This is a genomic window from Novosphingobium sp. PhB57 (assembly GCF_004342985.1).
Taxonomy (GTDB): Bacteria; Pseudomonadota; Alphaproteobacteria; order Sphingomonadales; family Sphingomonadaceae; genus Novosphingobium.
In genome coordinates, this window is the sequence record NZ_SMBO01000009.1 from 105,119 (window position 1) to 132,035 (window position 26,917).

General features: G+C 67.6%; 22 protein-coding genes. 11 read left to right on the forward strand and 11 right to left on the reverse strand.

Features of this window, described 5'->3' with window-relative positions; all coding sequences use genetic code 11:
• Nucleotide 1: 1 nt before the first annotated feature.
• Nucleotides 2-1,039, forward strand: coding sequence for a lysylphosphatidylglycerol synthase transmembrane domain-containing protein (locus EDF58_RS21670; protein WP_132269351.1), 1,038 nt, complete (start codon nt 2-4; stop codon nt 1,037-1,039).
• 163 nt (nt 1,040-1,202) lie between these two features.
• Here EDF58_RS21670 and EDF58_RS21675 read toward each other — a convergent pair whose 3' ends face one another.
• From EDF58_RS21675 to EDF58_RS21700, 6 genes are read right to left on the reverse strand one after another with little or no spacing between them, the layout of a single operon-like run.
• Entirely contained in the window at nt 1,203-2,669 is a 1,467-nt protein-coding gene (locus EDF58_RS21675) for a GMC family oxidoreductase (RefSeq protein ID WP_132269353.1), read from the reverse strand.
• Nucleotides 2,666-3,064, reverse strand: coding sequence for a hypothetical protein (locus EDF58_RS21680; RefSeq protein ID WP_132269355.1), 399 nt, complete (start codon nt 3,062-3,064; stop codon nt 2,666-2,668). The genes EDF58_RS21675 and EDF58_RS21680 overlap by 4 nt, the downstream gene beginning before the upstream one ends.
• On the reverse strand, nt 3,057-3,752 hold the full coding sequence (locus EDF58_RS21685) for an HAD family hydrolase (protein ID WP_165921520.1): 696 nt from the start codon (nt 3,750-3,752) through the stop codon (nt 3,057-3,059). The genes EDF58_RS21680 and EDF58_RS21685 overlap by 8 nt, the downstream gene beginning before the upstream one ends.
• Nucleotides 3,753-3,765: 13 nt before the next feature.
• Nucleotides 3,766-4,806 (reverse strand): UbiA family prenyltransferase, encoded by a 1,041-nt coding sequence (locus EDF58_RS21690; protein WP_207913092.1) that lies wholly within the window; start codon nt 4,804-4,806, stop codon nt 3,766-3,768.
• A gap of 40 nt (nt 4,807-4,846) precedes the next feature.
• Complete coding sequence (locus EDF58_RS21695; RefSeq protein ID WP_165921521.1) at nt 4,847-6,439, reverse strand: glycosyltransferase family 39 protein; 1,593 nt, start codon at nt 6,437-6,439, stop codon at nt 4,847-4,849.
• 4 nt (nt 6,440-6,443) lie between these two features.
• Nucleotides 6,444-7,931, reverse strand: coding sequence for an aspartate aminotransferase family protein (locus EDF58_RS21700; protein ID WP_132269362.1), 1,488 nt, complete (start codon nt 7,929-7,931; stop codon nt 6,444-6,446).
• A 324-nt stretch (nt 7,932-8,255) separates the two neighbouring features.
• Between EDF58_RS21700 and EDF58_RS21705 the strand changes: the two genes are divergently transcribed.
• From EDF58_RS21705 to EDF58_RS21725, 5 genes are all read left to right on the forward strand, one after another.
• Nucleotides 8,256-10,352, forward strand: coding sequence for a transglycosylase domain-containing protein (locus EDF58_RS21705; RefSeq protein WP_132269364.1), 2,097 nt, complete (start codon nt 8,256-8,258; stop codon nt 10,350-10,352).
• A gap of 122 nt (nt 10,353-10,474) precedes the next feature.
• Nucleotides 10,475-11,173 carry a glutathione S-transferase gene (locus EDF58_RS21710; RefSeq protein ID WP_132269366.1) on the forward strand — a complete coding sequence of 233 codons (699 nt, stop codon included), beginning with the start codon at nt 10,475-10,477 and terminating at the stop codon, nt 11,171-11,173.
• 282 nt (nt 11,174-11,455) lie between these two features.
• Entirely contained in the window at nt 11,456-12,859 is a 1,404-nt protein-coding gene (locus EDF58_RS21715) for an aldehyde dehydrogenase family protein (protein ID WP_132269368.1), read from the forward strand.
• A 78-nt stretch (nt 12,860-12,937) separates the two neighbouring features.
• Complete coding sequence (locus tag EDF58_RS21720; protein WP_132269370.1) at nt 12,938-13,279, forward strand: gamma-glutamylcyclotransferase family protein; 342 nt, start codon at nt 12,938-12,940, stop codon at nt 13,277-13,279.
• A gap of 38 nt (nt 13,280-13,317) precedes the next feature.
• Nucleotides 13,318-13,983, forward strand: coding sequence for a M24 family metallopeptidase (locus EDF58_RS21725; protein ID WP_132269372.1), 666 nt, complete (start codon nt 13,318-13,320; stop codon nt 13,981-13,983).
• A gap of 101 nt (nt 13,984-14,084) precedes the next feature.
• Here EDF58_RS21725 and EDF58_RS21730 read toward each other — a convergent pair whose 3' ends face one another.
• The 4 genes from EDF58_RS21730 to EDF58_RS21745 all read right to left on the reverse strand — a co-directional run bounded on the left by EDF58_RS21730 (nt 14,085) and on the right by EDF58_RS21745 (nt 19,309).
• Nucleotides 14,085-15,602 carry an alginate export family protein gene (locus EDF58_RS21730; RefSeq protein WP_132269374.1) on the reverse strand — a complete coding sequence of 506 codons (1,518 nt, stop codon included), beginning with the start codon at nt 15,600-15,602 and terminating at the stop codon, nt 14,085-14,087.
• Between the two features lie 104 nt (nt 15,603-15,706).
• The gene (locus EDF58_RS21735; RefSeq protein ID WP_132269376.1) at nt 15,707-17,014 is read right to left on the reverse strand and encodes an MFS transporter; all 1,308 of its coding nucleotides are present in this window, start codon (nt 17,012-17,014) and stop codon (nt 15,707-15,709) included.
• 285 nt (nt 17,015-17,299) lie between these two features.
• The gene (locus EDF58_RS21740) at nt 17,300-18,457 is read right to left on the reverse strand and encodes an alpha-hydroxy acid oxidase (protein ID WP_132269378.1); all 1,158 of its coding nucleotides are present in this window, start codon (nt 18,455-18,457) and stop codon (nt 17,300-17,302) included.
• Nucleotides 18,458-18,622: 165 nt separating this feature from the next.
• Nucleotides 18,623-19,309 (reverse strand): GntR family transcriptional regulator, encoded by a 687-nt coding sequence (locus EDF58_RS21745; protein ID WP_132269380.1) that lies wholly within the window; start codon nt 19,307-19,309, stop codon nt 18,623-18,625.
• A 188-nt stretch (nt 19,310-19,497) separates the two neighbouring features.
• Here EDF58_RS21745 and cls point away from each other — a divergent pair, with 188 nt between their 5' ends.
• The 4 genes from cls (at nt 19,498) to EDF58_RS21765 (ending at nt 24,061) form a co-directional block, all read left to right on the forward strand.
• The gene (cls, locus tag EDF58_RS21750) at nt 19,498-20,907 is read left to right on the forward strand and encodes a cardiolipin synthase (protein ID WP_132269382.1); all 1,410 of its coding nucleotides are present in this window, start codon (nt 19,498-19,500) and stop codon (nt 20,905-20,907) included.
• A 259-nt stretch (nt 20,908-21,166) separates the two neighbouring features.
• Nucleotides 21,167-21,592 (forward strand): hypothetical protein, encoded by a 426-nt coding sequence (locus EDF58_RS21755; RefSeq protein ID WP_132269384.1) that lies wholly within the window; start codon nt 21,167-21,169, stop codon nt 21,590-21,592.
• Nucleotides 21,593-21,684: 92 nt separating this feature from the next.
• Nucleotides 21,685-22,899 carry a hypothetical protein gene (locus EDF58_RS21760; protein ID WP_132269386.1) on the forward strand — a complete coding sequence of 405 codons (1,215 nt, stop codon included), beginning with the start codon at nt 21,685-21,687 and terminating at the stop codon, nt 22,897-22,899.
• Between the two features lie 127 nt (nt 22,900-23,026).
• Nucleotides 23,027-24,061 (forward strand): nucleotidyltransferase family protein, encoded by a 1,035-nt coding sequence (locus EDF58_RS21765; RefSeq protein WP_132269388.1) that lies wholly within the window; start codon nt 23,027-23,029, stop codon nt 24,059-24,061.
• A 16-nt stretch (nt 24,062-24,077) separates the two neighbouring features.
• Here the strand turns inward: EDF58_RS21765 and EDF58_RS21770 are convergent, their stop codons facing one another.
• Nucleotides 24,078-24,779, reverse strand: coding sequence for a glutamine amidotransferase (locus EDF58_RS21770; protein WP_279388336.1), 702 nt, complete (start codon nt 24,777-24,779; stop codon nt 24,078-24,080).
• A gap of 250 nt (nt 24,780-25,029) precedes the next feature.
• Here EDF58_RS21770 and EDF58_RS21775 point away from each other — a divergent pair, with 250 nt between their 5' ends.
• Complete coding sequence (locus tag EDF58_RS21775) at nt 25,030-26,682, forward strand: Na+/H+ antiporter (protein ID WP_132269391.1); 1,653 nt, start codon at nt 25,030-25,032, stop codon at nt 26,680-26,682.
• Nucleotides 26,683-26,917 lie beyond the last annotated feature (235 nt).

Consider the following 26,917-nt stretch of genomic DNA (forward strand, 5'->3'; position numbering starts at 1 on the left):
CATGGACCGGGCAGCGGCAGGAGCGGGGGGCAACGCCGGCAGCAAGAAGGGCGGCGGACAACTGCGCTTCTGGCTCGGCGCCCTGGTTGGCGCGGTGTTCCTGGGGCTGCTCTGGACTTCGGTGGACATGGCGGCCGTGGGCGCCTTGCTGGCGCGGGCGAGCTGGCCGCCGCTGGTGCTGGCGCTGCTTGCCTATGGGCTCGATTTCCTGCTCCGCGCCTGGCGGTTTCGCGTCCTGCTCGATCCGGGCGGGCGGCAAGTGCCGTTCGGGCCGAGCGTTGCACCTTTCGTCGCCAGCTTCGGGATCAGCGACATACTGCCGTTCCGCCTCGGCGACGTGTTCCGCGTCTACTGGTTCCACCGCAGTTTCTCGCTGCCGATGGGGCATGTGCTCGGCGCCATGGTGGTGGAGCGCGTGCTCGATCTCGTCTCGATCCTGATGGTCGCTGGGCTGGCGCTGCTTCTGGTCGACACGGCCTTGCCGGCCGAGATCGTGGCGCAGTTTCGCCTCGTGCTGTTAGTGGCGGTAGGGGCGAGCCTGCTCGTCCTGCTCTCGCCCGGCGCGATCGAGGCGGTGGCCGGATGGGCCGAACGCACGTTTCCCTTGTCTCTGGTGGCCCGCATTGCCCAGACCGCCCGCTCGGTGGCGGGGGCCGTGCGCGGCACCGGCGATCCGCGCCGCATCCTGGGCATGGTCCTGCTGTCCTTTGCGCTGTGGCTGCTGGAAAGCCTCGTCATGTTCGGTGCCTGGGTGAGCCTGGGCGGCGAGGTGGGCGGCGCATTGAAACCGCTGGTGGCCTTTGCATTCTCGACCTTGGGCACGCTGGTGCCCGCGCTGCCGGGCCATTTCGGGTCTTACGAATTCTTCGGCATGCTTTCCTACCGCGCCGTCGGCGTCGATGCCGAGCAGGCGACGGCGACGATCCTGCTGGCCCATCTGCTGCTCTGGCTGCCCACCGCGCTGTTCGCGCTGGGCTGGCTGGTATCGATGCGGCGGGAGTCTCCGCTGCTGGTCATGAAGGCAGGCCAGGCCGGCTAGGCTTGCGCCGCAGCGGGAGGCATGCGCCAGGACACCGGAAGGCCCGCCGGCAGGGCGCTGCTTCTTGTCGGATTCCCGATGATGGAGGGATAGAGCGCGGCTGGCCTTTGGCGCCGCGGCAAAAGGCGTCGATGCGGGCCGACCCGGCCCGCACCGCACCCGATCAGTGGAACCGGCGGGTCAGGGCCTCAGTGGCATTGCGATGGGCGACGGCCATGACCGTGCCTTGCGGGTTGACCGAAGTGGGCCCGCAGAGCAGCGAGGCGTCGTTGATGTAGAGGCCGTCGGTGCCGTGAACCTTGCCGAAGGAATTGGCCGCGGTACGCCGGTCGTCCTCGCCCATCGGGCAGGACGAGAAGACGTGGACTGACGTGACGTTGCCATCGCTGGCCTGAAGCAGTTCGGGCAGGCCGGCAAGGTCCGCCGGGGAATGCAGGTCAGGATAGCCTGCGAGACAGGGATAGATCCGCTGCGCACCCGCCGCGAACAGCGCCTCGCACAGCCGGCGGAGACCTTCGCCCAGCACCGAGAGATCGCCTTGCGAGAAGCGCACCCGCACGATGGGATCCTCGAAGCCGGGCAGGTTGCGAACGCTTGCCTCGCCGCCGCCGGACTGGACGTAGTATATGCCCATGCGCCGCCAGCGCTCAGCCACCAGGTCCCAGTGGCCGGGCCGGCCCGACAGCGCGACGCCCAGCATGGCCGGCGTGCTGATGGAGCAGCCCATGCCGAAGCGCGGCTCGAATTCCTTGACCTGGTGGACCGGGTCGAAGTCTCCGGGATGGTTCACGTCGCGGTCGAATTCGGCGACGACTTTGACCATGGGGTGAAAGCGCAGGCTGTCGCCGACGTTTTTCGTGATCCCCGAGCGGCGCAGCAGGGCGGGCGTCTGGACCGCGCCGCAGGCAACCACCACCGTCTTTGCGCGGAAAGTGACCGCGCGCCGACTGCCATCCTCGCCGCGGCGCGTGCCCTCGGCGATCCAGTGGCCGTTCATGCGGCGGAGCCGGGCGATGCGGGTTGCCGGAAGCAGCGCGCCGCCGGCCTCCAGGAAGCGGCGCACGAATGTGGCCGACATCGATTGCTTCACGCCGCGCCCATGGTCATGGTCGTAGCGATAGAGGCGCGGCGCCTCGATCGCCAGCCAGCCTTGCGCCTGGGCGCCCTGCTGGAGGCGGCGCGACATGTCGGAGGCGGCACTGCCGGCGTATTCCACCCGGGCGACGGCCTCGCAGGCCGCGAAATGCGGCGTCATTTCCGCCAGGTCCAGACTGTGCACCGCGAAGCGCCGCCGCCAGTCGTCGAAGACATAGCCGGGGGTGCGGTGATAGAGGCCGCGATTGACCTCGCTCCCGCCGCCCACGCAGCGGCCCTCCACCCAGGCCAGCTTGTGTCGCCCCAGCGCCACGCCGACACCGGCATTGCGGTACTTGAGGAGCATTTCCTCGCGCGAGAAGTGGGGCGCGGCTTCGAGGGCGAGATGATCGCCTTCCTCCACCATGGTCACGTCCCGCCCGGCTTCGGCGAAGAGCGTTCCGCTCACCGCGCCGCCGGGGCCGGATCCGATGACGAGGATCTCGGTCTCGATCTCGCCCGAGCCGTGTCTGGCGCCGTTGGCAGCCCCCTTCATGCCGCGATCCTCGCCGCCTGCGCACTGTTCGCGGTAGCGGGCAGCGAATAGAGGCCGTAGCAGGCGAAAGTCGTGTAGAAAGCGATCATCGAACGGCGAAAGCCGATGCGGGACCGGCGCCAGGCGGCGAGATGGGCCTGTCGCTCGGCCGCGCCGAGGCGTGAGAAGCGCTGCCCGTGGGCCGGCAGCGCCGCCACGTCGAAAGCCAGGGCCAGCGCGCGGAAGCCGATGCGGAAATAGTCCGGCATGCTGGCCAGGGTTGCGCGCACATAGTCCGCCACCAGGCCGCGCTCCGGCGCGGGCAGGTCCGGGCGGGATTCGTCGATCAGGACATCGACGATGGCCGTCACGCAGCGCGCGACCGCGTCGGTATGGCGCCGGGTTCGGTCAGACATGGCGGGCCTCCGCAAGGATGGGTGCGAACGGGGGATCGTCGAAACGACGGAACAGGGCATCGCCGCTGGAACGGGCGCTGCGGATCAGCGAGGGCACGCCGATCGCGGCGGCACCGGCGGCGTCGCGGTCCTGCCGGTCGCCGATGACCAGCGTTTCCTCCGCGGTGACTTCGGCCTCTTCCAGCAGGGCCAGCAGGCCGGTGGGATCGGGCTTGAGCCGGCCGATACCGCGGTCTCCGGACCAGATGACGTGGTCCGCCTTGAGGCCGAGCGCGGCGAGCTTGTCGTTCACGGGATAGTCCGACCAGACCGCGATCCGCCGCCCGGTCGCCCTCAGGGCCGAGAACAGGCCGTCGATCCCGCGCGCCTTGTAGCGGGGCAGCAAGGCCAGCGGGCGGCGCTCGATCCACTCCTCGACAAGCGCGCGGACCTCGCCTTCCGAGCAGCCGCAACGCCGCGCGGTGAGGCGGAACTGCTCGTTGTTGAAGTCGTCCCCCTGCACCTCGCCCAGCAGCTCGCGGATCTGGCGGAAGGCCCGCAGCGTCTCCACCGTGCGCAGGCTGCGGCGGCGAAGGCTGTGCTTGACCAGTTCCAGCGCCATCGCGCGGCGGAGCGGCGGTTGGTCGTAGAGCGTGCCGTCGAGGTCGAACACCACGAGCCGCACCTTGCTCCAGGCCACGTCGGTCACGGTTTCCACTCCCTTACTTGCCGTGGCCGGGCAGCATGTCCACCGGCGTGAAGCTGCGGTTGGAAAGCGCGGTGAGGCTGGGCAGGTCGACGAAGGAGAGCAGCAGCAGCACACCCACCGTGATGCCCAGCGTGGTCATCAGGCGGCGCGAGCGGAACATGCGCTCAGGCCGCTGGGCGATGGAGTCGCGCAGCATCGAAAGCCAGAGGTAGCAGCCGAACAGCCCGGCGATGAACGGGAAGGCCAGGATGTATTCCACCCGGTACTTGATGAGGAACACGCCCAGGAAGAACGAGGAGAGCATGGCATAGACCAGGCAGCTCACCACCAGGCTTTCCGCCGTGTAGCCGGCGAAGGACTTGCGGTAGCGGGTCAGCGTCTCGATCCCCACCATGGCGGTGATGTCGCGATATTCGGAAAGGCGCTTGGAGCCCATCAGGAACGCGCCGCCGGCCCAGTAGGCCAGCAGGAGGCTGGCAGGCGGCATGCTGGAGGGGTCCATCATCAGCCAGCCCAGGGTCAGGCGGATGGGGTTGTTCACCGATTCCGAGACCACGTCCAGGAACGGCCGGTCCTTGGAGCGCAGCGGGCGCACGTTGTAGACGATGCCGGAGACCAGGAACACGACCGCCACGGTAAAGAAGGCGCTGCCCAGCGAGGTCGCCAGGGCCAGGCCGAAGGCCGCGAAGACCGTGTATTGCAGGTAGACCAGCGCCGGGGAGAGCTGCAGCGACACCGCGGTGCGGTGGTGCTTGCTGGGATGGTGGGCATCGGATTCGCGGTCCAGCCACTCGTTGATGATGTAGTTGGCCGAGGCGATGGCGATCGCCACCACGAAGCCGATCACGATCCGCGCCGGGGCGTCCAGCAGCGAAGGTTCGCGCAGCGCATAGGCCAGGATCAGGCCCGGGATCACGAAGACGTGCTTGGTGGCGTGATCGAAGCGGGCAAGGCTCAGGTAGTCGCGCAGGCGCGCGGTCTTCCGGTTGCGCGATGCGGCGCCCTTCGTGGTGGGTCCCGCAATTTCAGGCCCCCTCATTTCAGATGTGTTCATTTCCGGATTCTCCTGGAACGGAGGGGTGAACTTGGGGCATTCACGGATGCAGGGTGGCTTTGACGCGGTAGATGCGGCCGTCGGCGAAGGCGCCGGCAGGTTCTAGCGAGAGGTCGCGCTTCAGGCGCTGTTCGCTGGCGAGGTAGAAGCGCCAGTCGATCCGGTCGAAGCATACCACGTAGACCGGCAGGCCTGCGTCCGCCTGGGCCCGGATGCGGGCAAGCTGGGCTTCGGGCGGGTTGGCCGGATCGGGCCTGTTGGTGCGCAGCAGGCGCTCCTGCGGCACGATCTGGGCGCTGCGCTGGGTAAGCAGGGCGACCACTTCGGGGCCGTTGGAAAAGAGCGAGGCATTGCCCGGGAGCGCTTCGACGGCGGCGATGGTCGGCGAGGCGCGCCATTCGAGGCTGAGGAAGCCGATACCCTCGCGGAATACCTGATACGTGCGGGCCGAAGTGCGGACCGTGTGGCCGACGAGGACCAGCGCGGCGAGGGCGGCAAGGGCCAGCCAGATCGTCCGCAGGCCGCCGAGGCGCTGGTCGAGGCCGCTGGCCTGCGCGGTGACCATCATGACCAGCATGACATAGGCCGGAAAACCGTAGCGGCCGACGAACTGCAGGTTCGCTTCCAGCGCCGTGGAGAGCCAGACGAAAGCCAAGTAGCCGACGAAGGACAGGCCGAGCATCAGCGAGAACGCCAAGCGCGGGTCGCAGCCCCCATCGCGCGGGGTCGCATCGGGGCGAACGCGGCGCCAGGCGGCGAGTTGGCGGGCGAACTGCCAGCCGGCGAAGCCGAGCACGGCGACGAGCAGCAGCACGCGAAGGGCCAGCGGCACGGCGTCGGGCAGGAGCCAGGCGGCGGTCGTCTCCAGGTTCGCCCACCACTGTGCCGGACCCATGTTGCCGTAGAAGCGCAGTTCGCGCCCGATCGAATGGCCGACCGTCAGCGTGCTGGCGACGACCCAGACGAAGAACAGCGCGGCGCCGGGAATGGCGAACAGGGCACTGTCGGCGATCCGGCGTCCGAAGGGCAGTCGCGGGTTCGCCAGGATCACCAGGACCACGGCGGCGCCGATCGGCGGGGCGGTGAAGCGGGTAAGCGTGGCCATGCCCAGCATCAGCGAAGCGATCAGGAGATCGCGCCGGGCGCCGCGTTCGAAATAGTCCAGCGTGAACCACAGGGTCAGCAGGACGAACGTGATGAACGGGGGCTCGGAGATCACCGCAGCGTGAAGCGAAACGAACTGCGGCGCCAATGCGATGAGCGCAGTGCCGATGGCGGCATAGCGCCAGTCTGCGGCCGTGCGCCGGATCAGCGCGAAGATCAGGATCACGTTGGCCACCAGGGTGACCAGCGCCCAGGCGCTGGCTGCCGTCAGCAGCGGCATGCCCAGGGCATGGGGCAGCACCAGCATCCAGTGATAGACCGGCGCGTCGTAGGGGATCGGGCTGATCCCCATGTAGCGGGTGCTGTCCGGCGTGACGACCATGCCGTGATGGACGTTGAGCTGGAACAGCACCAGCGAGAGGACCAGGATCGCGGCGCAGGCGATCCATCCGCCCGGAGCGGCGGCGGAGACGTGCGGAGCCGTGAAGCTGCGCGGGGCGGAGGTGAGCCTGTCGGCGGGAGTGGCCATGGCGTCAGCCCAGCACGCGCTTGATGTTCTTGACCACGAAGCGCACCGTGGCATCGGCCACGCCGCGGCCCAGCACATCGTCGAGGGCATCGACCAGGGCATCGATCTGCGCTTCGGAAACGATGTAGGGCGGCATGAAATGCAGCAGGTCGCGGGCGCCGGGCTGGAAGTGCACCAGGATGCCGTGGCGCTCGTAAAGTTCGCGGGCCATCGCCCCGATCAGGACCGTCTCGTAAGTGACGAAAAGCGGGTTCTTGCGGATATCGATCGCCTTTTCAGCCAGTTGCTGGCCGAAGTTCAGCTCGATGGCCTGGAAGCAGCCCTTGCCGCGCAGCGACACGATCTTGCGCGGGTACTTTTCGCGCAGGCGCTCCAGCCCGGCGCGCAGATATTCACCCATGCGGGCGGCGCGCTCGATCAGGCGTTCGTCCTCCAGCACGTTGAGCGTCTCGATGCCGACGGCGCAGGTCTCGCCCATGCCGCTGAAGCTGGAGCTGTGCAGGTTGCAGTCGTTCTTGTTGCCATAGGCCTTGTCGAACAGCGCCTGCGAAGTGACCATGGCGCCCAGCTCGCGCTTGCCGCCGCCCAGCGTCTTGGCGAGCGTGACGACGTCGGGCACCACGTCCTCGTGCTGGAAGGCGCAGAACTTGCCCGTGCGTCCCATGCCGACCTTCACTTCGTCGAAGATCGTCAGGATGTCGTTCTCGCGGCAGACTTGCGCGAATTCGGTGAGGAAGCCGGGATCGGGAACGTGGCAGGAGGTGCCGCGGATCGTCTCGATGATGCCGGCGATGATGCGGTTGCCGCTGCCGGATTTACCGATATCGGCCTTCTCGCGGGCGATCGCCTCGCGCACCGAGGCGATGTCGCCATAGGTCGCGAAGACCACGTTCTCCTTCGGCACGCCCATGATGAAGCCGCTCTGCACGTCGGTAGCCGTGGTGAGCGAGAGCGGGCCGTGAGTCTTGCCGTGGAAGGCACCCTTGAAGCAGAGGAACTTGGTCTTGCCCTTGGGTGTTTGCACGCGCTCGCAGATCTTCATCGCCGCTTCGTTGGCCTCGGTGCCGGAGACGGCGAGGAACGAGACGTCGAGCGGTTCCGGCAGGAAGCGGGAGATGTTGTAGGCCAGCGCGCCCTGCAGCTTGTGCGGGGCGATCTTGATGCAGTCCAGCACCTTGAGATCGTGGCAGCGGCGCTCTGCGGCGATGATGCGGGGGTGGTTGTGGCCCAGCCCCAGCACGCCGAAACCGCCCGAGTAATCGAGGATCCTGCGCCCGTCGCGCAAGGTGATCTCGGCGCCCTGCGCGCTTTCGATATCCATCTGCGCCAGGCCCAGGATGTCGAAGACCTGGAGCATGTATTTGTTGAGGTGGGCGGCGTAGAGGCCCATCGCGGACTCGCTGTCGAGCGCAAGGCTCTGGTCCAGGGTCAGCAGGCCGCGGTTCTGCCGGTCTTCGCGGCTCGGGGCTTCTATCTTTGCAAGTGCCGTCACGCTCGTTCCCTCCTTCAAGCGAATGGGAAGACGCTACCGGAGGGTGAGGGCGGAATGTATCTACAGGACCATATACTACCGAATGCCCGGCCGGGCCGCGCGCTCTAACCCGGCAGAGCGAAGGCCTATCCCTGCTGGGTAGGACCGATGACCCGGGGACTGCGTAAACGAGAGCATGGCCGGCGCGATGGTCATCGGGCCGGGTCTGCGGTTTGTCGATTTTGCGACAACAATTGCCTCGCAACGCGGCACGGAACCCCGTATTGGCGGAATCCGGCCCGGGGTGGGCCCGATACACGGGAAATGCAGGCGAAGCCGAAAACCATGGCCTTGACGTTGGATAACCTGGACAGTCTGCCGGAAGGCGGACCCGCTCAGGGCGACCTTTCCCCCCATTCCCCGAACCCGCCTCCGCCGCCCGAAGGCAAGCCGCGAAGGCGTCGCTCTCGCTGGTGGTGGTTCTCGCGCGGGGTGGCGGCGCTGCTCATGCTCTTCATCGTGACGATCGGCTGGCTGGCCGTGACCGCGCCCATGTCGAAATCGCTGCAGCCGATCTCGCCGCCGCAGATCACCCTGCTGGCCGCGGACGGGACGCCGATCGCCCGCAACGGCGCCATCGTCGACGCGCCGGTCGAAGTGAAGAAGCTGCCGATCCACGTCACTCAGGCTTTCATCGCCATCGAGGACCGCCGCTTCTACAGCCATTGGGGGATCGACCCGCGCGGGATCGCCCGCGCCTTGTGGAGCAACGTCAGCGGCGGCAGCACCCAGGGCGGCAGCACGATCACCCAGCAGTTGGCCAAGTTCACGTTCCTCACCTCCGAACGCAGCCTCACCCGCAAGGCGCGGGAAGTGCTGATCGCGTTCTGGCTGGAAGCCTGGCTCACCAAGGACGAGATCCTCGAACGCTACCTTTCGAACGCCTACTTCGGTGACAATACTTATGGCCTTCGCGCCGCCTCGCTCCACTATTTCCACCGCAAGCCGGAAAGCCTGACGCCGGCGCAGTCGGCCATGCTGGCCGGTCTTATGAAGGCGCCCTCTCGCCTGGCGCCCACCAACAATTACGACCTGGCCGAAAAGCGCATGAAAGTGGTGCTTCTGGCCATGGTCGATGCCGGCTACATGACGCCCGCGCAAGCCCGCGCCACGCGTCCGCCGCGGCTCGACGTGCGCTCGCGCAACGACCTGCCGACCGGCACGTACTTCGCCGACTGGGCGCTGCCGCAGGCGCGCGGGATCGACGAGGCGAGCTATGCCGCGCAGACTTACAAGACCACGCTCGATTCGCGCCTCCAGGCCGCGGCGCGCCGCGCCATCGAAGGCGCGCCGCTCGGCAACGCGCAAGTTGCGCTCGTGGCGATGCGTCCGAACGGTGAAGTGGTGGCGATGGTCGGCGGCAGGGACTACGCCAAGTCGCCGTTCAACCGCGTGACCCAGGCACAGAGGCAGCCGGGCTCCACCTTCAAGCTCTTCGTCTACCTGGCCGCGCTGAACGATGGGTGGAAGCCCGAGGATACCATCGAGAACACCCCGTTCGAGATCGGCTACTACCGCCCCCAGAACGCGGGCGGGGCCTATTCGAAGACGATCACGCTGGCCGATGCCTTCGCCCATTCCAGCAATGTCGCCGCCGTGCGCCTGTTCCAGAAAGTGGGCGACAAGGCGGTGATCGACATGGCCCGCAAGCTGGGCGTCACTGCGCCGCTGCCCCATGGCGATCCCAGCCTGGCGCTGGGTACCTCCAGCATGAACCTCATGGAACTGACCGCCGCTTACGCGGGTGTCGCGGGCAACCGTTTCCCGGTCGTGCCCACGGCGTTCAAGTCCAAGGAGGAAGGCTGGTTCGACGGGCTGATCAGCGGCCGCCGCAGCCTGTCCAGCGATGTCCACGAGAACATGGAGACCCTGCTGCGCGGCGCCGTCAATCGCGGTACCGGGCGCGGGGCGCGGCTCCAGGCGGCGAACTACGGCAAGACCGGGACCAGCCAGGAAAACCGCGATGCGCTGTTCGTTGGCTATGCCAAGGACCTCGTGGTCGGCGTGTGGGTGGGGAATGACGACAATACGCCGCTCAAGGGGGTTTCCGGCGGTACCATCCCCGCGCGCATCTGGCGCGACTTCATGCAGCAGGCCCTGGGCGAGCGCGCTGCGCCCCGTCCGCGCGCGACCGAGAGCCCCGATCCGGAAGGCCCGGTCCAGCCGCTCGACGTGCCCGATCTCGGCGATATTCCGCTCGGCGATGCCAATCTGCGCGTCGAACAGGGCAAGGCGGTGCTTTCGACCCAGATCAACGGCGCGCCGGTCGACGTGAAGCTGGACCAGAACGGGCTGCAGATCGACGGGCGCAAGGTGATCGAGCAGATCGTGTCGCCGCCGCCTCCTCCGCCGCCGCAAGCCCGACCTTCGCCGCAGCCCTGAGGCATTCGGTCCCCGCACCGTGCGGTGGGGCAGGCCGGGTGGGGCTGCGGGGATTTGGCCCGGGAACGTCCCGCGGCGCGAGGCTTTCCCCTCAGGACCCTGTCCCGAGGAGCCTGCGCGCGATGTCCGATTTCGATCTTTACTATTGGCCCGTCCCGTTTCGCGGCCAGTTCCTTCGCGGGATCCTGGCTTTCGCCGGCAAGACCTGGAACGAGCACGACAGCGATGAGATCGCCGATCTCATGGGCAAGTCTCCCGGCGATCAGCCGGTGCCTTTCATGGGGCCGCCGGTCCTGATCGACCGGGAGAACGACTTCGCCATCGCCCAGATGCCCGCCATCGCGCTCTATCTGGGCGAGAAGCTGGATCTCCTGCCCGCGACGCCCGAAGGCCGGGCCGCATCGATCAAGGTGGTGAACGACGCCAATGACGTGATCGACGAACTCACGATAGATGGTGGACGGGAGATGTGGGACGAGGAGGAATGGCAGGAGTTCCTGCCGCGCCTGGAACGCTGGATGGCCATCTGGGAAGCGACCGGCCGCGCGCACGGCCTGGGCGACGGCGAGGGTTATCTCCTCGGCGGCGACGAGGCGGGCCTGGCCGATGTGGTCACGGCCGTGCTCTGGTCAACGATGGCCGAACGCTTCGGCCAGATCGCATCGCTGCTGGAGCGCGCGGCACCTCGGGTTTCCGCACTTGTTGGCCGCATGGGGCAAAGGCCGGCGCTGGCGCGTCTGGCGAGCGACGCGAAGGAACGATATGGCGAAGCCTATTGCGGCGGCGAGATCGAGAAATCCCTGCGCAAGGTGGCCTGCTGAGGTGCCGGGTCGAAAGTCACAGCACGACCATGGCCATGCCGATGATCGCGATCCACAGCACCACCGTGATGCCGGCGATGGTCAGGAGGTCTAGCCTCCGTTCTTCTCCCATACAGGGCGCTATTCTTGTCATGGCTGGCTGCTCCTTTCGTTGCTGCCGGGCACAACCCCGCATCTAATCAACTGCAAAGGTTCGAGATTGTTCCCTCGCCTGTGCCGGCAGGGCGGGACGCGGGTGCGGTCAGGGTGTACGGCGCGGCGTCCGGCGCCTAAGGGACAGGCATGCAGCCAGCCATGCTTATCGACGGGCGTCTTCACGAAGGCGCCTTCACTTTCGACGTTTTCGACCCCGCCACCGGCACGGTGCTCACGCCTAGCTGGTGCGCCGATCGCGCCATGGCGCAACGCGCGATTGCCGCCGCCAATCGGGCCTTTCCGGCCTGGCGCGACAGCCCGGCGCAGGACCGTGCCCGTGCTCTGGAAGCGCTGGCCTCGGCCCTGGCGGACCGCGCGGAGGCTTTCGCCCGCCTGCTGACTCAGGAGCAGGGCAAGCCGCTGGCGGAAGCACGCGGCGAAGTCGGCGCTTCCATCGAAGCGCTGCGCTATCATGCGGGCCTGACGCTGGAGGAGCGCGTGCTGGTGGATGCACCGGGGGAGCGGATCGTCGAACAGCGCTACCCGCTGGGCGTGGTCGCGGCGATCGTGCCGTGGAATTTCCCGCTGCTGCTGCTGGTGCTCAAGCTGGCGCCGGCACTGGTCGCGGGAAACTGCGTCATCGCCAAGCCCGCGCCGACCACGCCGCTGACGGCGCTTCTGCTAGGTGAACTGGCGGCCGACCTGCTGCCGCCCGGCGTGTTCCAGACCTTGGGCGACGACGGAACGCTGGGTCCGCTGCTGGCCGCGGATCCCGGCATCGCTCATGTCAGCTTCACCGGATCGACGGCAACGGGGCGCAAGGTCATGGCCTCGGCGGCGGACAGCCTGAAGCGCTTCACGCTGGAACTGGGCGGCAATGATGCCGCGCTCGTGCTCGACGATGCAGACATTTCCGCCATCGCGCCCCGGCTGTTCGAAGGCGCCATGGCCAATGCCGGGCAAGTCTGCATCGGCATCAAGCGCATCTATGCGCCGCGCGGAAAGATCGACGCGCTCTGCGACGCTCTGGCAGACCTCGCGCGGCAGGCCGTTACCGGCAGCGGCCTCGACCCCGCGGCTACGCTGGGCCCGGTCCAGAACGCCGCACAGCACGCGCGGCTGACGGGACTTCTGGCAGAGAGCCGCGCGCTTGGACGCGTGGTCGTCGGCGGCGCGCCGCTGGCGGAAGAGGGCTGGTTCGTCCCGCCCACCGTGATCCGCGACTTGCCCGAACATGCCCGCCTCGTGCGCGAGGAGCAGTTCGGTCCGGTCATTCCGCTGTTGGCCTATGACAGCGTGGACGAGGCGGTGAGCCGCGTGAACGACAGCGAATACGGCCTTGGCGCCTCGGTCTGGAGCGGCGACACGGAGCGCGCCCTGAAGCTGGCGGGGCGCATCGAGAGCGGGCTGGTCTGGGTCAACCGGGTGTTCAGCCTGCCTTTCGAGGTGCCGATCGGCGGCGCGAAGCAATCGGGCATCGGGCGCCATCAGGGGCAGGCCGGGCTTGACGAATTCACCCAGGCCCGCATCGTCAACGCCGTGCTCGCGTGACGGCGCCCGGGCTTGCATAAGGCGGGCAGCGCTGTATCCGGCGCGATACGGCCGTTCGGGCCGGCGATCGGAGTGACCATGCAGGACGTTCACCTCTTTTCCTACGGCACCTTGCGCCAGGAAGCGGTTCAACTGGCGCTGTTCGGGCGGCGGATCGAGGGCGAGCCGGACGCCATGCCCGGCTGGCGGCAGCGCATGATCGAGATCACCGACGCCGATGTCATCGCCAAGAGCGGGACGCGCTGGCACCCGATGGTGGAGCCGAGCGACCGCGAGGACGACGCGGTGGAGGGCACGCTGTTCCGGATCTCCGCCGAGGACCTGGCCCATGCCGATGCCTATGAGATAGACTACGTGCGCCGCGAAGTGCGCCTGCGCTCGGGCAGGATGGCCTGGGTCTACGGCGATCCGGAGGCGTGAGCGTGCAGAAGGATTCCCACAGCCATGACGGAGCCGAGATGACGACCCTTTCTTCCCCGCGCGAAGCCGTGGGACCGGGCTATTCGCCTGAAGCTCTGCGCGAGGCCCAGGCCCTGTCCTGGCGCGCGCTGGAACGGATCGTCGCCCAGGTCCGCCCGGGCATGCGGGAGCGCGAGGCCGTGGCCATCGGCGAGGCGGCGCTGGCGGAACTGGGTCTGGAGAAGTCCTGGCACCCCGTGCTCGTGCGCTTTGGCGAGAACACCCTGAAGATCTTCAGCGATCGATCCGAGGGCGACGCCGTCCTGGGCGCGGACGACATCTATTTCATCGACATGGGCCCGGTGTTCTTCGGGCACGAGGGCGACGTGGGTGCCACGTTCACCGTTGGCGAGGATGCCGGGATGCAGGCCTGCGCGCGCGACGTGAAAGTGCTGTTCGACCGGGTGCAGGCGATCTGGGGGCAGGGCGAGGTAACTGGCCGCGCGCTTTATGCCCGTGCCGAGGAAGAAGCGCGGGCGATGGGCTGGGTGCTCAACCTCGACATCCGCGGACACCGGGTCGGCGACTATCCGCACTCCGTGCACAAGGGCGGGAATCTGGGCGATTTCGATGCCTTGCCCGGCAAGGGGCTATGGATCCTGGAAATGCAGATCCGCCATCCCACCCGGCCGTTCGGTGCCTTTTACGAGGACCTGCTGGCCTGACGCTTCGCTGTCCTCGCGGCATGTCGAGGCGGCGGATCTTTTGAGCTGGGTACACGGCAGGCGATCCGGCGGTACCGGATCGCCTGCCGTTCCAGATCGCCTCAGAAGCGATAGTTGGCCATGAGGCCGAAGTAGTTGCCGTTCTTGCCGCCATTCGCCTGGAACGAATCGCTGGCGGCGAAGTAGGTTTCCCAGAGACGGAACGCCAGGCGGTCGGTGGCCTGCCACGAAGCCTCCAGGTTGAGGTCCGTACCGATCGAGCGGCTGGAATCGTAAGGCGTGAAGCTCGATCCCGAGGGGCCGATATAGACGCCGTCGCCCTTGCGCGCGCGCCAGAGGAAGTCCGGTCCGGCCATGACGGTGATCGCGGGAAGCGGCTTCACCGTCACCGAGGGATAGATGTCCATCAGGTTGGAGAAGCTGAAGAAGGCGCCCTCGGTGATGAGCGGCAGACGCGCGGCGGCGGGAACGAACGTGCCGACCTTGCCGTCGGTCAGGTCCTTGTCGCCGCTGAAATAGTTGGCGCGCAGGCCGAGCCGCGGCTTCATCGGTGCGCCGCCCAGGGTATAGCCGCCTTCGAACATGGCGCCGTAGGCTTCGATGTCCTTGCCGATGAAGGAGCCGCTCTGATAGGTGGCTTCGAGGTCGAGGTCCCAGCGGGCCCCGCGCTTCCAGAGGCGGCCGCCCCAGTTGTTGCGGTCGTCCTTGCCGACACCGGCGGCCAGGGTCGCGCGGTCGCGCTCCATCTCGTACCAGTAGAGGTCGGTGCCGAAGCCGGCGATGCGGTTGGGCGCGCTGATGTAGACGCCGTGGAAGTCCTGCGCGTGGTTCGGGCCGTCGTCGAACGTGCCCGGATCGATCAGGATCGGCTTCACCGCGAAGACGTCTACCGAGACTTTGCCCGGCAGGATGTAGGTGGCGCGCACGCCCTGGTAGGTGAAGCGCATGTTCAGGCCTTCGCGCACGCCCACCAGCTTGCCGTTGCCCAGCGGCATTTCGAAGCGGCCGGGGCGGAAGGTCACTTTGCCGGCCTTGCCCAGCGGCACCGTCACGTCGACGAAGGCCTGGTAGACGTCCACTTTGTCGCGGTTGGGCGCGGTGGCGAACTGTTCGCCGTATTCGCGGTTGTCGCCCAGCTCGACATAGGCGCGAAGGTTCTGGCCGACATGCAGGTCTGCCAGCAGGCGCAGGCGCGACTGGACCGGGTCGTTGTTGTCGTTCGGCTTCAGGCCCAGCGAGGAGTGGTGCCAGTCGGTGTAGTAGACGCGCGCCTCGCCGCCGAGCGTCAGGTAGACGTCGTCATTGGCGATGGGGATGTGCTTGATCTTCACCAGCAGGGGATCGTCCGCGGCGGCGGGCCTGGACCAGTCTTCCGTCCAGCGGATGTTCTGGGGCAGGCCCTCGGGGCCGGGACGGCCGCCGGGGAGCGCCTCGGCCGGACGGGCCTGCGACTTGGCCGGGCGAATACCGGGAGGGGCCTGGGTGGAAAGCGTGCCTTCGCCCACGTCCTTCGATTCCGGGGGAACCGACTGGGCGAATACGGGCTGATAGGGGAAAGCGGCGGTCAGGACGGCAAGGGAGCCGCAGGCAAGCAGATGCAGGGCGCGGGGGGAGCGCATCGGGAAGTCCTCTCTGGAAGGTCTTGCTATTTTAGCGGGACGGCCGCTGCGAACTGGCCGTCCCGTCATTTTTATCCGCCAATCAGGCGATTCTTATCGGCCTATCAGGCGATGGCGCTCTCGCGGTAACGCGTCAGCGAGAGCAGCACGCCGCCCACCAGGGTGCCGCAGCCCAGCGCGATGGCGACCGGGGCGAGGCTCCATCCGGCGGTGAACAGCACGCCTGCCAGGATCGGACCGAGCGCCGCACCGGCGCGGCCGATGCCGATGACCAGACCGGTCCCGCCGGCCCTGAGGGCAGCGGGATAGCTTTGCGCGATCACGGCATAGAGGCCGGCCGTGGCTCCGTTGGCGAAGAAGCACGCGATCGCGGCGATCACGGAGAGGCTGCCGAGCGTGACGGCGCCCTGGCCGAAGACGACGACTGCCATGGCCCCCAGGAACATCGTGGCGACCACCACCGGGCGGATCCCGACTTTCTGGCTGAGCAGGCTGACCGCGATCGAGCCGATCGCGCCGCCTACGTTACCCCAGACCAGTACGCCTCCGGCCAGCGCGGGCGGGAAGCCCAGATCGACGACGATCTTGGGAATCCACTTCACCAGGAAATAGAAGGTCATCATATGGAAGAAATACGTGGCGGTGAGCATGATCGTGACATGCGCCATGCCGGGCGCGAAGAGCGCGCTGACGCCGGCCTTCTGCGGCACCGGATCGGCGGGCGGCATGGCAGCGATGGGCGCGCGGCCCTGCCGCTCAAGCGTGCGGTTGATCTTGTCCAGCGCCCCTGCAGGCCGCTTCAGCAGCAGGAAGGCCATGGTTTCCGGCACCAGCCAGAGCACCAGCGGGATGAAGCAGACCGTCACCACGGCGCCGAACTGGAAGACCGATTCCCACCGGCCCGTCGCGGCGAGCAGCCAGGATGCGGCCGAACCGCCGACGATGGCACCCATCGGATAGCCCCCTGCCATGATGGCGACCGTGAGGTTGCGACGGCGCGCGTTCGAGCATTCCGCGACGACGGCATTGGTCGCGGCCAGCATGCCGCCGATGCCCAGGCCGGTGAACAGGCGGTAGGCGGACAGGATCGGCACGGTGGCGGCGGTCGAGGCGAGCGCCATGCCGATGCTCATGATCACCAGGCAGGCGAGCAGCATCGGGCGGCGGCCCACCTTGTCGGCCAGGTTGCCCAGCACGAAGGCGCCGATACCCATGCCGAACAGTTCCATCGACAGAACCAGGCCCAGGGCGGCGCGGTCGATGCCCCAGTCCCTGGCGATGCCGGGCGCGGCGAAGCTGATCGAGAGCACGTCGAAACCGTCGAGTGCGTTGAGCGCGGTGGCGATACCGACGGCGATGACCTGCCGGTAATGCATCGGTTCGCGCGCAATAAGGGCGCGGGGGTCTTCCATGCACTTCTCCTCTGGCCCGCCCCTTGCTCTTGGTTTCGGGAGGCGGACATTATTGGCGACACGCGCGGCAGCGGCCCGGCTCCAGCGACGGTCGGCAATCTTGCGACTCGGCCACCACATCGAGCACGGCCGCCACCGCAATTGTGTAGGGCTGATTGCTGAGCTTTGCTGGCGGCCTCAAGTCGGGCGCCGGTCAATCGAGGCAGAAATAGCCAAATGCGATAGCCCGCAGGCCGGGCGCGCGGGTGGCCAGATCGCGCCTTCGAAAGGTCGCGAGGTTGCGCGCTAGATGGCGGGGGAAACGAAGTCCCGGTTCAGCTCGTCCAGCGCGGCAATCCCCAGCATGGCCATGGCCACGTCGATCTCATTGGCGAGCAGGGACAGTGCATGGGCGGCGCCCCGCTCGCCCGCCGCGGCGCAGCCATAGAGCGTCGCACGGCCGACCATCACGGCATCGGCGCCCAAGGCCAAAGCCTTGATGACGTCTGCGCCCCGCCGCACGCCGCTGTCGAACAGGACGGTCGCCCGGCCGGCAACGGCATCGACCACCGCGGGAAGGGCGGCGATCGCGGGCGGCGAGGAATCGAAATTGCGCCCGCCGTGGTTGGAGACCGCGATGCCGTCCACCCCGTGCTCGACGGCAAGCCGGGCATCCTCGGGATGGAGCAGGCCCTTCACCACCAGCTTGCCGGGCCAGCGCCGCCGCAGCGCCTCCACGTCCTTCCAGTCCACCGAGGCCGAATTGGTCACCCTGGCGACTTTGCCCGTGACCCGGCCGCCCACTTCGGCCGGGTAGTTGGCGAACTGGGGCAGGCCGCCTTCGAGCATGTAGCGGCCGATCACTGAGGCCAGCCAGCCGGGGCGGCGCAGGAAATCTCCGACCAGCCGGGCATTGGGGCGCACTGGGTTGGACATGCCGGCGCGGCGGTTGAATTCGCGCAGCGGCCAGAGCGGGGTGTCGACCGTGAGCACCAGGACGTCCGCCCCATGATCGCGCGCGGCGTCGACGACCTGCCAGGAGAGGTCTCGCCGTTCCCAGAGATACATCTGCATCCAATGGCCGGCCGAGGCGACTTTGGCGATCTCGGCAAAGGCGGTGGTGGAGCTGGTCGTCTGGGTGAAGGGGATGCCGGCGGCCGCCGCCGCGCGCGCGATCGCGCGCTCTCCGCGGTGCCACATGAGATCGGCCACGCCGGTGGGGGCAATGACGAGCGGCAGCGGCTGGCTGCGTCCGAACAGCGTCGTGCGGGCCGAGCGGCTGGACACGTCCCGCAAGGTCCGCGGCAGAAGGTTCAGGGCCTGCAGCGCCGAAACGTTGCGGCCGATCAGCAGGTCGTCTTCCGTGCCGCGTTCCACGAATTCCCAGATGGCACGGGGCAGCCGGCGCCGGGCGAGGGCGCGCAACTGGGCTATGTTATGCGCGCGTTCGGCAATATCCGGCATCCGGCGCAGGCTCCCTCCTGGCTGTCGATTTCCCGGCTCCGAGCTTTCAATGTGTCGCATTTTCCGAGCCATCAGGTGTTTCCACCTGACCGGACAATGCTCTAGCCGTCTGCGGAGCGGGCAGGCAACGCGGCGGCGAAGAGATCGGGCAGGCGTTATGCCGGGTCATTCGGGCGGCACAGCGCGCGCCTCGGGTGCCGCGCTCAGGAGGTGGGCATAGCGCTGCAGGCCCAGCGAAGTGCGCCGGATATGCATCGACAGCACCGATTGCGCCGTCTCGATCTCGCCGCGGCAGATCGCATCGTAGAGCAGCCGGTGCTCCACGTCGTGGGTGCGGTTTCCCTGGCCCAGCGAGAGCTTCATATAGGCGCGGCGGTAGCTTTGCGTCGTATCCCACACACGCTCGACGATCTGCGCCAGCAAGGGCGTGTCGTGACGGCGATACGTGATCCAGTGGAATTCCCGGCCCAGCGCGATGGTCTCGTCGAGATCGGTCGCCCGTTCGATCCGGGCCATCGTCGCGGAAAGGTCGGCAATGTCGCCCTCGGTCAGGCCGGGCACGCTTTCGGCCAGCAGCAGAGGTTCCACGCGCGCGCGGATCTCGAAGGAGACTTCCAGGTCGCGCGTGGTCAGGGCGGTGACTCGCGCCCCGGCGTTGGGCCGCATGACCACGAGCCCGCGCGCTTCGAGCATCCGCAGTGCATCGCGCACGGGGATGCGGCTGATGTCGAGTTCCTCCGCCAGTTCGTCCTGCTTGATCCGGGCACCGGGGGCGAGGTCGCCCGCGAGAATGCGCTCGGCCAGGATATCGGCGATGCGCTGGCTGGCCACGGAAGACGGATTGGCGGTCATGCAGGTGCCCTGTTGCTGTAGCTGCGTCGATGAAGCTGCATCCCCTCTACGACCGAACGCGCGGATTATCGACAGGCGCGGCGATCTGATTGCCCGGGCGAATTCGGCTGTTCGCCATATCGTGCAACGGCACGCAGGACGGGGAACGCCCTTGCGCATCATGCGGAGATTGCCCAAGACTTCCGCGCATGATCACGCTGCCCACTCTCGGCGAGGCCTACTACATCGTCGAGTGGGGCATTCGGCTGACGATGCTGGCGGTCGTGCCGCTGCGGCGCTCGCCTGCGGCGGCGGCGAGCTGGCTGCTGCTGATCTTCTTCCTGCCGGTGCCCGGACTGCTGCTTTTCACCGCGATCGGCAGTCCGCGCTTCCCCGCTTGGCGCGTCGAGCGCTTCGAGAGCCTGCGCGGCTTCTTCCGCGATGCCGCCGGGCGCATGGCGCGCGATGCGCCGGGTGCCGCGCTTGTCCCGGCCGAAGTGGTCGAACTGGCGGGCCGGCTGGGCCACTTGCCCGCCGTGGGCGGCAATGCGGTGCAGCTTCTGGACGACTATGACGCGGTGATCGCGCGGCTGGTTGCCGATATCGACGCGGCGAACGAGCATGTGCGGCTGCTTTCCTACATCTTTGCTGATGACGCCACGGCCGGCAGGGTGATCGCTGCACTGGGCCGGGCGGTCGATCGCGGCGTGCCCTGCCATGTCCTGGTCGATCCGGTCGGCTCCTATCGCTGGCTCAAGGGCACTTTGCTGGCGCTGCGCGGACAGGGCGTCCGCGTGCGCCGGATGCTGCCGTTCCGCCTGATCCGGGGGCGCACCCGGCGCGACATGCGCAACCACCGCAAGCTGTTCCTGATCGACGGAAAGATCGGCTACGCCGGTTCGCTCAACATCGTCGCCAAGGATTTCCGCCCGGGCGTGACCAACCGCGAACTCGTGGCGCGCGTCACCGGCCCGGCCGTCGCGGCGATGTCGGCGATCTTCGTGTCGGACTGGTTCATGGAGACCGAGGAGATGCTGGAACCGGCACTCGCCTTGCCGGCTCCCGCGGGCGATTCCATCCTTCAGGTCCTGCCGAGCGGCGCGAACTATCCGCTGGAGGGGTTCCTGACCCTGCTGACCTGGCAGGTGGCCCGGGCAGAGCGCGAGATCGTGCTGGTCACGCCTTACTTCATCCCGGACGAGGGGCTGCTGGGCGCGCTGATCACGGCCGTCCTGCGCGGGGTGGAAGTGCATATCGTCGTGTCCGAGGTGGTGGACCAGCTGCTGGTGAACCTGGCCCAGTCGTCCTACTACGACGAACTGCTGTCGCACGGAGTGCGCATCCACCGCTATCGCGGTTTCCTGCTGCACGCCAAGGCGGTGCGGATAGACGAGAGCCTGGGCATCGTCGGCTCCAGCAATGTCGATGTGCGCTCTTTCCAGCTCAACGAGGAAGTCAGCCTGCTCCTTCTCGACCGGCCGGGGATCGAGGATCTGGCGCGGATCCAGAAGAACTACATCGCCGGCAGTGACGAACTGACCCTGGCGGAATGGCGCGCGCGGTCGCGGATGCGGCGTTTCGTGGAAAACGGCGCGCGCCTGGTCAGCCCGCTGCTCTAGGTCACGGCCTGATTCACGCCGTGATTTCACACCATGATTCTGGGCCGGAAACAGGGGTGTTACAGGCACGCCGGCACGCCTTGTCCAAAAAGCCCTAAGTCCTTGGTAGCCTGTAAGCGGCGCGTTGGAGGTAGTGGCCTGCCCCATTTGGATTCGACGGCCGTGGCATCGGGATAGGTGTCACCGTCAGGTCCAGATTGCCGCTTTCTGGCCCCTGCGACTCATGTAACTTCGGAAGACTTGGCGAGGAGTCGAATACATGAAGCTTGCGGAGGAAAAACTGGCCGAACTCGGCCAAAACGACCGGCGGTCCTTTCTTGCCGCCTGTGGGAAGTATTCGCTTCTCGTACCCCCGGCGATGACGATGCTCCTGTCGACGTCCCTGACCTCGACGGCGATTGCGAAGTCGGGCGGTGGCGGCGGCGGCGGCGGTGGCAGCGGCGGGTCTTCGAGCGGCGGCGGTTCCGGCAGCACGCCGGGCGGCGGCTCGGGCAGCGGCGGTTCCACCGGAGATGGCGGCAGCGTCAAGGATGGCGGCGGTTCGGGCTCGGGTCCGAAGGACACCGGCGTTCCCGGCACGGGGGATACCCATGCCGGATCGGTGAGTGCCGAAGCCAGCCTGCCCAAGTCCGAGGGCGTTACGCCCAAGGGCAAGGACGGTGCCGGCAAGGGTACGGGCCACTGATCGTCTTCGGCCTCGAAAACCTGCGCGCCTGACAGGTTCGCGGGGATCGAGGCCGAAACCAACCGGGGGAGGGCGCCGCGATGCACGGGGGCATGGCGTCTGGAACGCAGACGGCCGGGGATGTCGTGCCGGATGAGGTCGTGCCAGATGGGAAGGAGCAGGCCGGGGGTCCGCTCCTGCGCCTGGCGGACGGGGTGGTTCCGCTGGTCATCGCCGATCGCCCGGTCCTTTTCATAGAGGCGACCCAGCGCCTGAACGCGCTCAACGGTTCGGCCGGAATGCTTGTGGCGCTCCTGGCGGATGGCATCGGCCTTGCCGATCTGCGCCATGAACTGCACGAGACCATGGGCATGTCCGCTGGCGAGGTCGACGCCCTCGTGGTTGCCTGGAGCGCCCAGCGGGTCATGGCCGCCGACTTCGGACCGTCCGACGTGCAGGGCCATCTGGTCCAGCTGCGCGCCGGCGGACGGGACATCTTGGTACACTTTCCCGAGGGGGCATGGGGCCGCGAACTCGCTGCCGCCTATGCGCATTTACCGGCCCTGGATGCAGCGGAGGCCGGTGCCGCGGAGATCGATTCCGCCGCCCGCGTCACCGTGGAAGCCATGGGGCACGGCCCGGACGAACTTGCCGGCATTTTCGACGAACAGGCCGGGACGCTTGCTGCCCGCGATGCCGCGGCGCCGGTGCTGCGCGGCGCCATCGTCGATCTCGTGCTGGAGCAGCCGGGATATGTGGCCCTTCATGCCGCCTGCCTCGTTTCGCCGCACGGCCCCGACAGCGGCGCTGTGCTGTTGATCGGCGCGCCGGGCGCTGGAAAGTCGACTTTGGCGACCATGGCCGCCGTCTCGACCGGTCCGCTCGGGCTGGCGGGAGACGATATCGTCCTGTTCGATCCGCGCAGCGGGTTGGTGATGGGCGTGCCTTTGCCGCTGACGGTCAAGAGCGGTAGCTGGGATCGCCTCGCCGCCGTTCTGCCCGGCCTTGCCGCATTGCCGCCCGTGCTTCGTGCCGACGGGCAATGGCTGCGTTATGCGCCGCTGCCGTCGCCTGTCGCTCCGGCATGGCAGCGCGTTGCCGCCATCGTCGATCTGCGCCGGGAGGACGGCCGTGCCGCTGGGCTCGTTCCCCAATCCCCGATCGACTGCCTCGGCCGGCTGCTGGAGGAAGGCTTCGTGCGCGAGGGGCGCTGCACGGCCGCGCAGATGCGCGGTCTTGCGCGGATGGTGGACAATGCCGATACCTGCACGCTTCACTATGCCGAGGCCGAAGCGGCACTACCCCTGATCGAGGCGCTGCTTGCCTAGGCGGGACCATCGTTCCGCCCAGAGGAGGCTGCGAAGCGCGCCATTCCGCGCCGCGACGTTCGCGAACGATCCCGTTCGCGGCGCGCCGATGCCGGGACGTCGCGCTTTCCGGCCCTGCCGGAACTGAATGGCGAACCGCTCCCGCGACCATGCGGCCTTCCTGGATCTGTGCGCATGCCTGAAGGGCCGCATACCGCCTTCGACCGATTGGGAAGGGGTGCTGGGCCTTGCCAATCGCACGCTCGTCACGCCGGCCCTGGCCGGGGCGCTGCGGGGGCAGGACGCCCGCGTTCCGCCCGAGGCCGCCGGGATGCTACACGTCATTGCCGAGCGAACCGCGGCGCGCAACCGCATGATGCATGGGCAACTGACCGAGGCGGTCGCGGCGCTGGCTGCAGAAGGCATCGTCCCGGTACTGCTCAAGGGCGCCGCCTTGCTCGCGCGCCGCGGACCGGAATGTGACGACCGCCTGCTGACCGACCTGGACCTCATGGTTCGCGAAGACGAGGGCCCGCGCGCCTTCGCCGCACTGGAAGCCATCGGCTACCGCCGGCTCGACGGTCCCACGGAAACGAGCCCGGGCCAGGGCGCCAACCTGGGCCGAGAGCGTGACGTCGGCGGGCTGGACTTGCACTACCGCCTCAAGCGCATCGGCAGGGGACGGAATTTGCAGTGGCTTGTCGATGCCTGCAGCCCCTTTGCCATCGGCACGGGTACCGCCGCAATGCCGTCCCCCGCGGCGCTCACGGCGCTTTTCGTGCTCCACGACCAATTGCAGGAAGCCGACTATTGGCGCGGCCGGATCGATTTGCGCCACCTTGTGGACATGGCCAGGCTTGCGGAGGAAGAGGGCGGGCTGGACGGCGGCGAACTTGCCGCCCTGTTCCCGCCCGGACGCGCCCGGCGTGCTCTAGCGGTGCAGTTGGACACGCTGGCGGCGTGGCTGGGCGTGCGCGTGACCATCGGCGAACGCGGCTGGCGCGTGGCTTTCCAGCGCTGGCGGCGGGATCTGCAATTGCGCCGGCCGGGCCTGGAGACCGCGCTGACCCTGGCTTCGTGCCTGGCCGATCCGCCGCTGGGGCTCTTCGAGCACCGCGGATTTTCCGCCCGTAGCCGGGAGATTCGCCGTATTCTGCTGGAGCAGAAAGCCACGAAAGTCTGACCGGCGTTCCTCGGCCTCAACGCAGCCCTTCGAGCCACTCCGCGATCATCGCCTGTCCGGCCGCAACCGCGGCAGGGCCAAGGCGGTCATGCGCGGCGCGCAGCGAGGCTTCGTCTCCGCCGGCCTCGATCACCGATTCCGGCCACTGTTCGATCCAGGCATCGAAGCGCGGGTCCAGCCCCATCTCGGCATGGAACTGGAGCGCCAGGATATTGCTGCCGCGCCGGAACGCCTGGTGGGCATAGAGATGGCTGGATGCGAGCAGCTCGACATCGGCGGGCAGGGTGAACGTGTCGCCGTGCCAATGGAGCACCGGCACACCGGCAATATGCCGCAAGGGGCCGTCGATGGCGTTGTCATGCACCGAGATGCTGTGAAAGCCCACTTCCTTGTGCGGCCCGGCAAAGACCTCTGCCCCCATCGCTGCGGCTATCATCTGGGCGCCGAAGCAGACGCCCAGCGTCGGCCGCGCGGCATCGAGCCTGAGTGCAAGGCGGCGCATCTGGCAGGCAATCCAGGGGTGCCGGTCCTGCTCGTAGATGCCCATGGGGCCGCCCATCATGATGAGCAGGTCCGGTTCGCGCAGATCCAGCGCGGCAAATGCCGGGTCGGTCACGTCGATGCGGTCGACGTCATATCCGGCCGCCTCGATGGGCATGCGATAGCCCGCGACGCCTTCGTAAGGGACGTGTCGGATGATCAGGGCGGTCTTCGTCACTGCTCGCTTTCGTTTCGAGGGGCCGCGGCCGAACGGCCGGCGGGGACACCGAAATGTCATCTTTCCAGCCTCAGGGTGCGTGCGCAAGACCCGTCGAGACCGTGCCGACGCATCCGATTCTGTTTCAAACGGTTTCCCTGGGCGAATTCACGGCAAAAATGACGGATGCAGGATTTGCAATCCTTTGCCCGGGCCCCCATGGTCCCTTACGAGAAAACATGGCGTGTGAAGACATGGAAGGAGCCAAGGTTTGGAATCAGTTTCGGTCGTACTTTTCCTTTTGCTAGCGGTAGTGGTGAGCGGCGCGATATCGCGCATGCTGCCCTGGTCGGTCCCTACGCCTCTCGTGCAGATCCTGCTCGGCTGCGTGATCGGTCTCTCGACCTCCTATAGCGTGTCCCTCGATCCCGAACTGTTCCTGCTGCTGTTCCTGCCGCCCCTGCTGTTCCTGGACGGCTGGCGCATCCCAAAGGACGAATTGTTCAAGGACGTTTCCACCGTGGTGGAACTGGCGCTGGGCCTCGTCCTGACGACAGTCATCGGCATGGGTCTCTTCATCAACTGGATGATCCCGGCCATGCCGCTGGCCGTGGCTTTCGCGCTTGCCGCCGTCGTCTCGCCTACCGACCCGATCGCCGTCTCGGCCATTGCCGCGCGCGTGCCGATCCCCAAGCGCATGATGCACATTCTCGAAGGGGAATCGCTGCTCAACGACGCCTCCGGCCTCGTCTGCCTGCGTTTCGCCGTAGCAGCCGCGCTGACGGGCACGTTCTCCGCCGGCGGCGCCGCGCTCAACTTCCTCTGGGTTGCCGGTGCGGGCCTGGTGATCGGCGTCGCCGTCACTCTGGTCGTTTCGCGCGCCAAGGCGTGGGTCACGCGCCGCTGGGGAGAGGATACCGGCTCGCAGATCCTCGTCAGCCTGCTGATACCTTTCGGTTCCTATATGCTGGCCGAGCATTTCCACGCCTCGGGCATCCTTGCCGCCGTCAGTGCCGGCGTGACCATGACCTTTGCCGAGATTTCGCGCGAAGCCATGGCCGTCACGCGCATGCGCCGAAATTCTGTATGGGACACCATCCAGTTCACGCTGAACGGCATCATCTTCGTGCTGCTGGGTGAGCAGCTTCCCGGCATTCTCGCCGAAGCCAAGCTGACCGTGGCGGTCACCGGCCATACGGAGCCGGGCTGGCTCGCGCTCTATGTCGTCGCGATCGTGCTGGGCCTTGCGGCGCTGCGTTTCGCCTGGGTGTGGCTCTCGTTCAAGTTCACGATCCTGCGCAAGCGTCATGCCGAAGGGAATGGCGGAAACGTGGCAGCGACCGTGCGCAGCCCCAATTGGCGGCTGGTCGCGGCCATGTCCTTCGCCGGTGTACGCGGCGCAATCACGCTGGCAGGCGTACTCACGCTGCCGCTTGCCTTGAACGACGGAACGCCGTTCCCGGCGCGTGATCTGGCGATCTTCCTGGCGGCCGGCGTGATTATCGTGTCTCTGGTCGTCGCCAGCATAGCCTTGCCGGTCCTGCTCAAGGGGCTGACCATGCCGGGCGAGCCGTCCAAGCAGGCCGAGGAGGATGCCGCCCGTGTCAGGACCGCGGAGGCCGCGATCAAGGCGATCGAGCGCCATCAGCACCGGCTTGCAGAAAGCCACGGCGATGCCGATCGCTATTCGGCGGCAGGCGGCCGCGTCATGGACCTCTACCGCGAGCGGATCGAGGGTCTCGGCGAGGAGGAGAAGATCGCGACGCGCGAGCAGGAGCGCCTTTTCCGCGATTTCCGCATGGTTGGCGTAAAGGCGGAGCGTGCCGCATTGGCGGAACTGATCCGCGCACGCGAGGTCGGCAGCGAGACGATGCGCAAGCTGACCCGCGAGTTGGACCTCTCGGAAGCCCGCTTGCGCGGATAGGGGAACCAGGCCCGGCGGCTGTCCAGACGCCGCCGGGCTAATCGTTGCACGAGGGGAGAGGGAAGGCGGCGGCGGGCGGTGGTTTTTGGCGAGTATGTCGTTTTTTTGAAATTAGTGTTTGACCGAATCACGGGGTGCTTTTAGAGGGCCTCTCACCGCAGCGGACCACACGGTCTTGCAGCGGTCGCCAGCAGAGACGGACAGCTTGTTCCCCCATCGCAAGAAAGCGGGGAGC

Bases quoted from the DNA above. Each gene is read 5' to 3' on its own strand.
- EDF58_RS21670 (WP_132269351.1), top strand. From the start codon at position 2: ATGGACCGGGCAGCGGCAGGAGCGGGGGGCAACGCCGGCAGCAAGAAG.
- EDF58_RS21675 (WP_132269353.1), bottom strand. From the start codon at position 2,669: ATGAAGGGGGCTGCCAACGGCGCCAGACACGGCTCGGGCGAGATCGAG.
- EDF58_RS21680 (WP_132269355.1), bottom strand. From the start codon at position 3,064: ATGTCTGACCGAACCCGGCGCCATACCGACGCGGTCGCGCGCTGCGTG.
- EDF58_RS21690 (WP_207913092.1), bottom strand. From the start codon at position 4,806: ATGAACACATCTGAAATGAGGGGGCCTGAAATTGCGGGACCCACCACG.
- EDF58_RS21695 (WP_165921521.1), bottom strand. From the start codon at position 6,439: ATGGCCACTCCCGCCGACAGGCTCACCTCCGCCCCGCGCAGCTTCACG.
- EDF58_RS21705 (WP_132269364.1), top strand. From the start codon at position 8,256: ATGGCCTTGACGTTGGATAACCTGGACAGTCTGCCGGAAGGCGGACCC.
- EDF58_RS21710 (WP_132269366.1), top strand. From the start codon at position 10,475: ATGTCCGATTTCGATCTTTACTATTGGCCCGTCCCGTTTCGCGGCCAG.
- EDF58_RS21715 (WP_132269368.1), top strand. From the start codon at position 11,456: ATGCAGCCAGCCATGCTTATCGACGGGCGTCTTCACGAAGGCGCCTTC.
- EDF58_RS21720 (WP_132269370.1), top strand. From the start codon at position 12,938: ATGCAGGACGTTCACCTCTTTTCCTACGGCACCTTGCGCCAGGAAGCG.
- EDF58_RS21725 (WP_132269372.1), top strand. From the start codon at position 13,318: ATGACGACCCTTTCTTCCCCGCGCGAAGCCGTGGGACCGGGCTATTCG.
- EDF58_RS21730 (WP_132269374.1), bottom strand. From the start codon at position 15,602: ATGCGCTCCCCCCGCGCCCTGCATCTGCTTGCCTGCGGCTCCCTTGCC.
- EDF58_RS21735 (WP_132269376.1), bottom strand. From the start codon at position 17,014: ATGGAAGACCCCCGCGCCCTTATTGCGCGCGAACCGATGCATTACCGG.
- EDF58_RS21740 (WP_132269378.1), bottom strand. From the start codon at position 18,457: ATGCCGGATATTGCCGAACGCGCGCATAACATAGCCCAGTTGCGCGCC.
- EDF58_RS21745 (WP_132269380.1), bottom strand. From the start codon at position 19,309: ATGACCGCCAATCCGTCTTCCGTGGCCAGCCAGCGCATCGCCGATATC.
- cls (WP_132269382.1), top strand. From the start codon at position 19,498: ATGATCACGCTGCCCACTCTCGGCGAGGCCTACTACATCGTCGAGTGG.
- EDF58_RS21755 (WP_132269384.1), top strand. From the start codon at position 21,167: ATGAAGCTTGCGGAGGAAAAACTGGCCGAACTCGGCCAAAACGACCGG.
- EDF58_RS21760 (WP_132269386.1), top strand. From the start codon at position 21,685: ATGGCGTCTGGAACGCAGACGGCCGGGGATGTCGTGCCGGATGAGGTC.
- EDF58_RS21765 (WP_132269388.1), top strand. From the start codon at position 23,027: ATGGCGAACCGCTCCCGCGACCATGCGGCCTTCCTGGATCTGTGCGCA.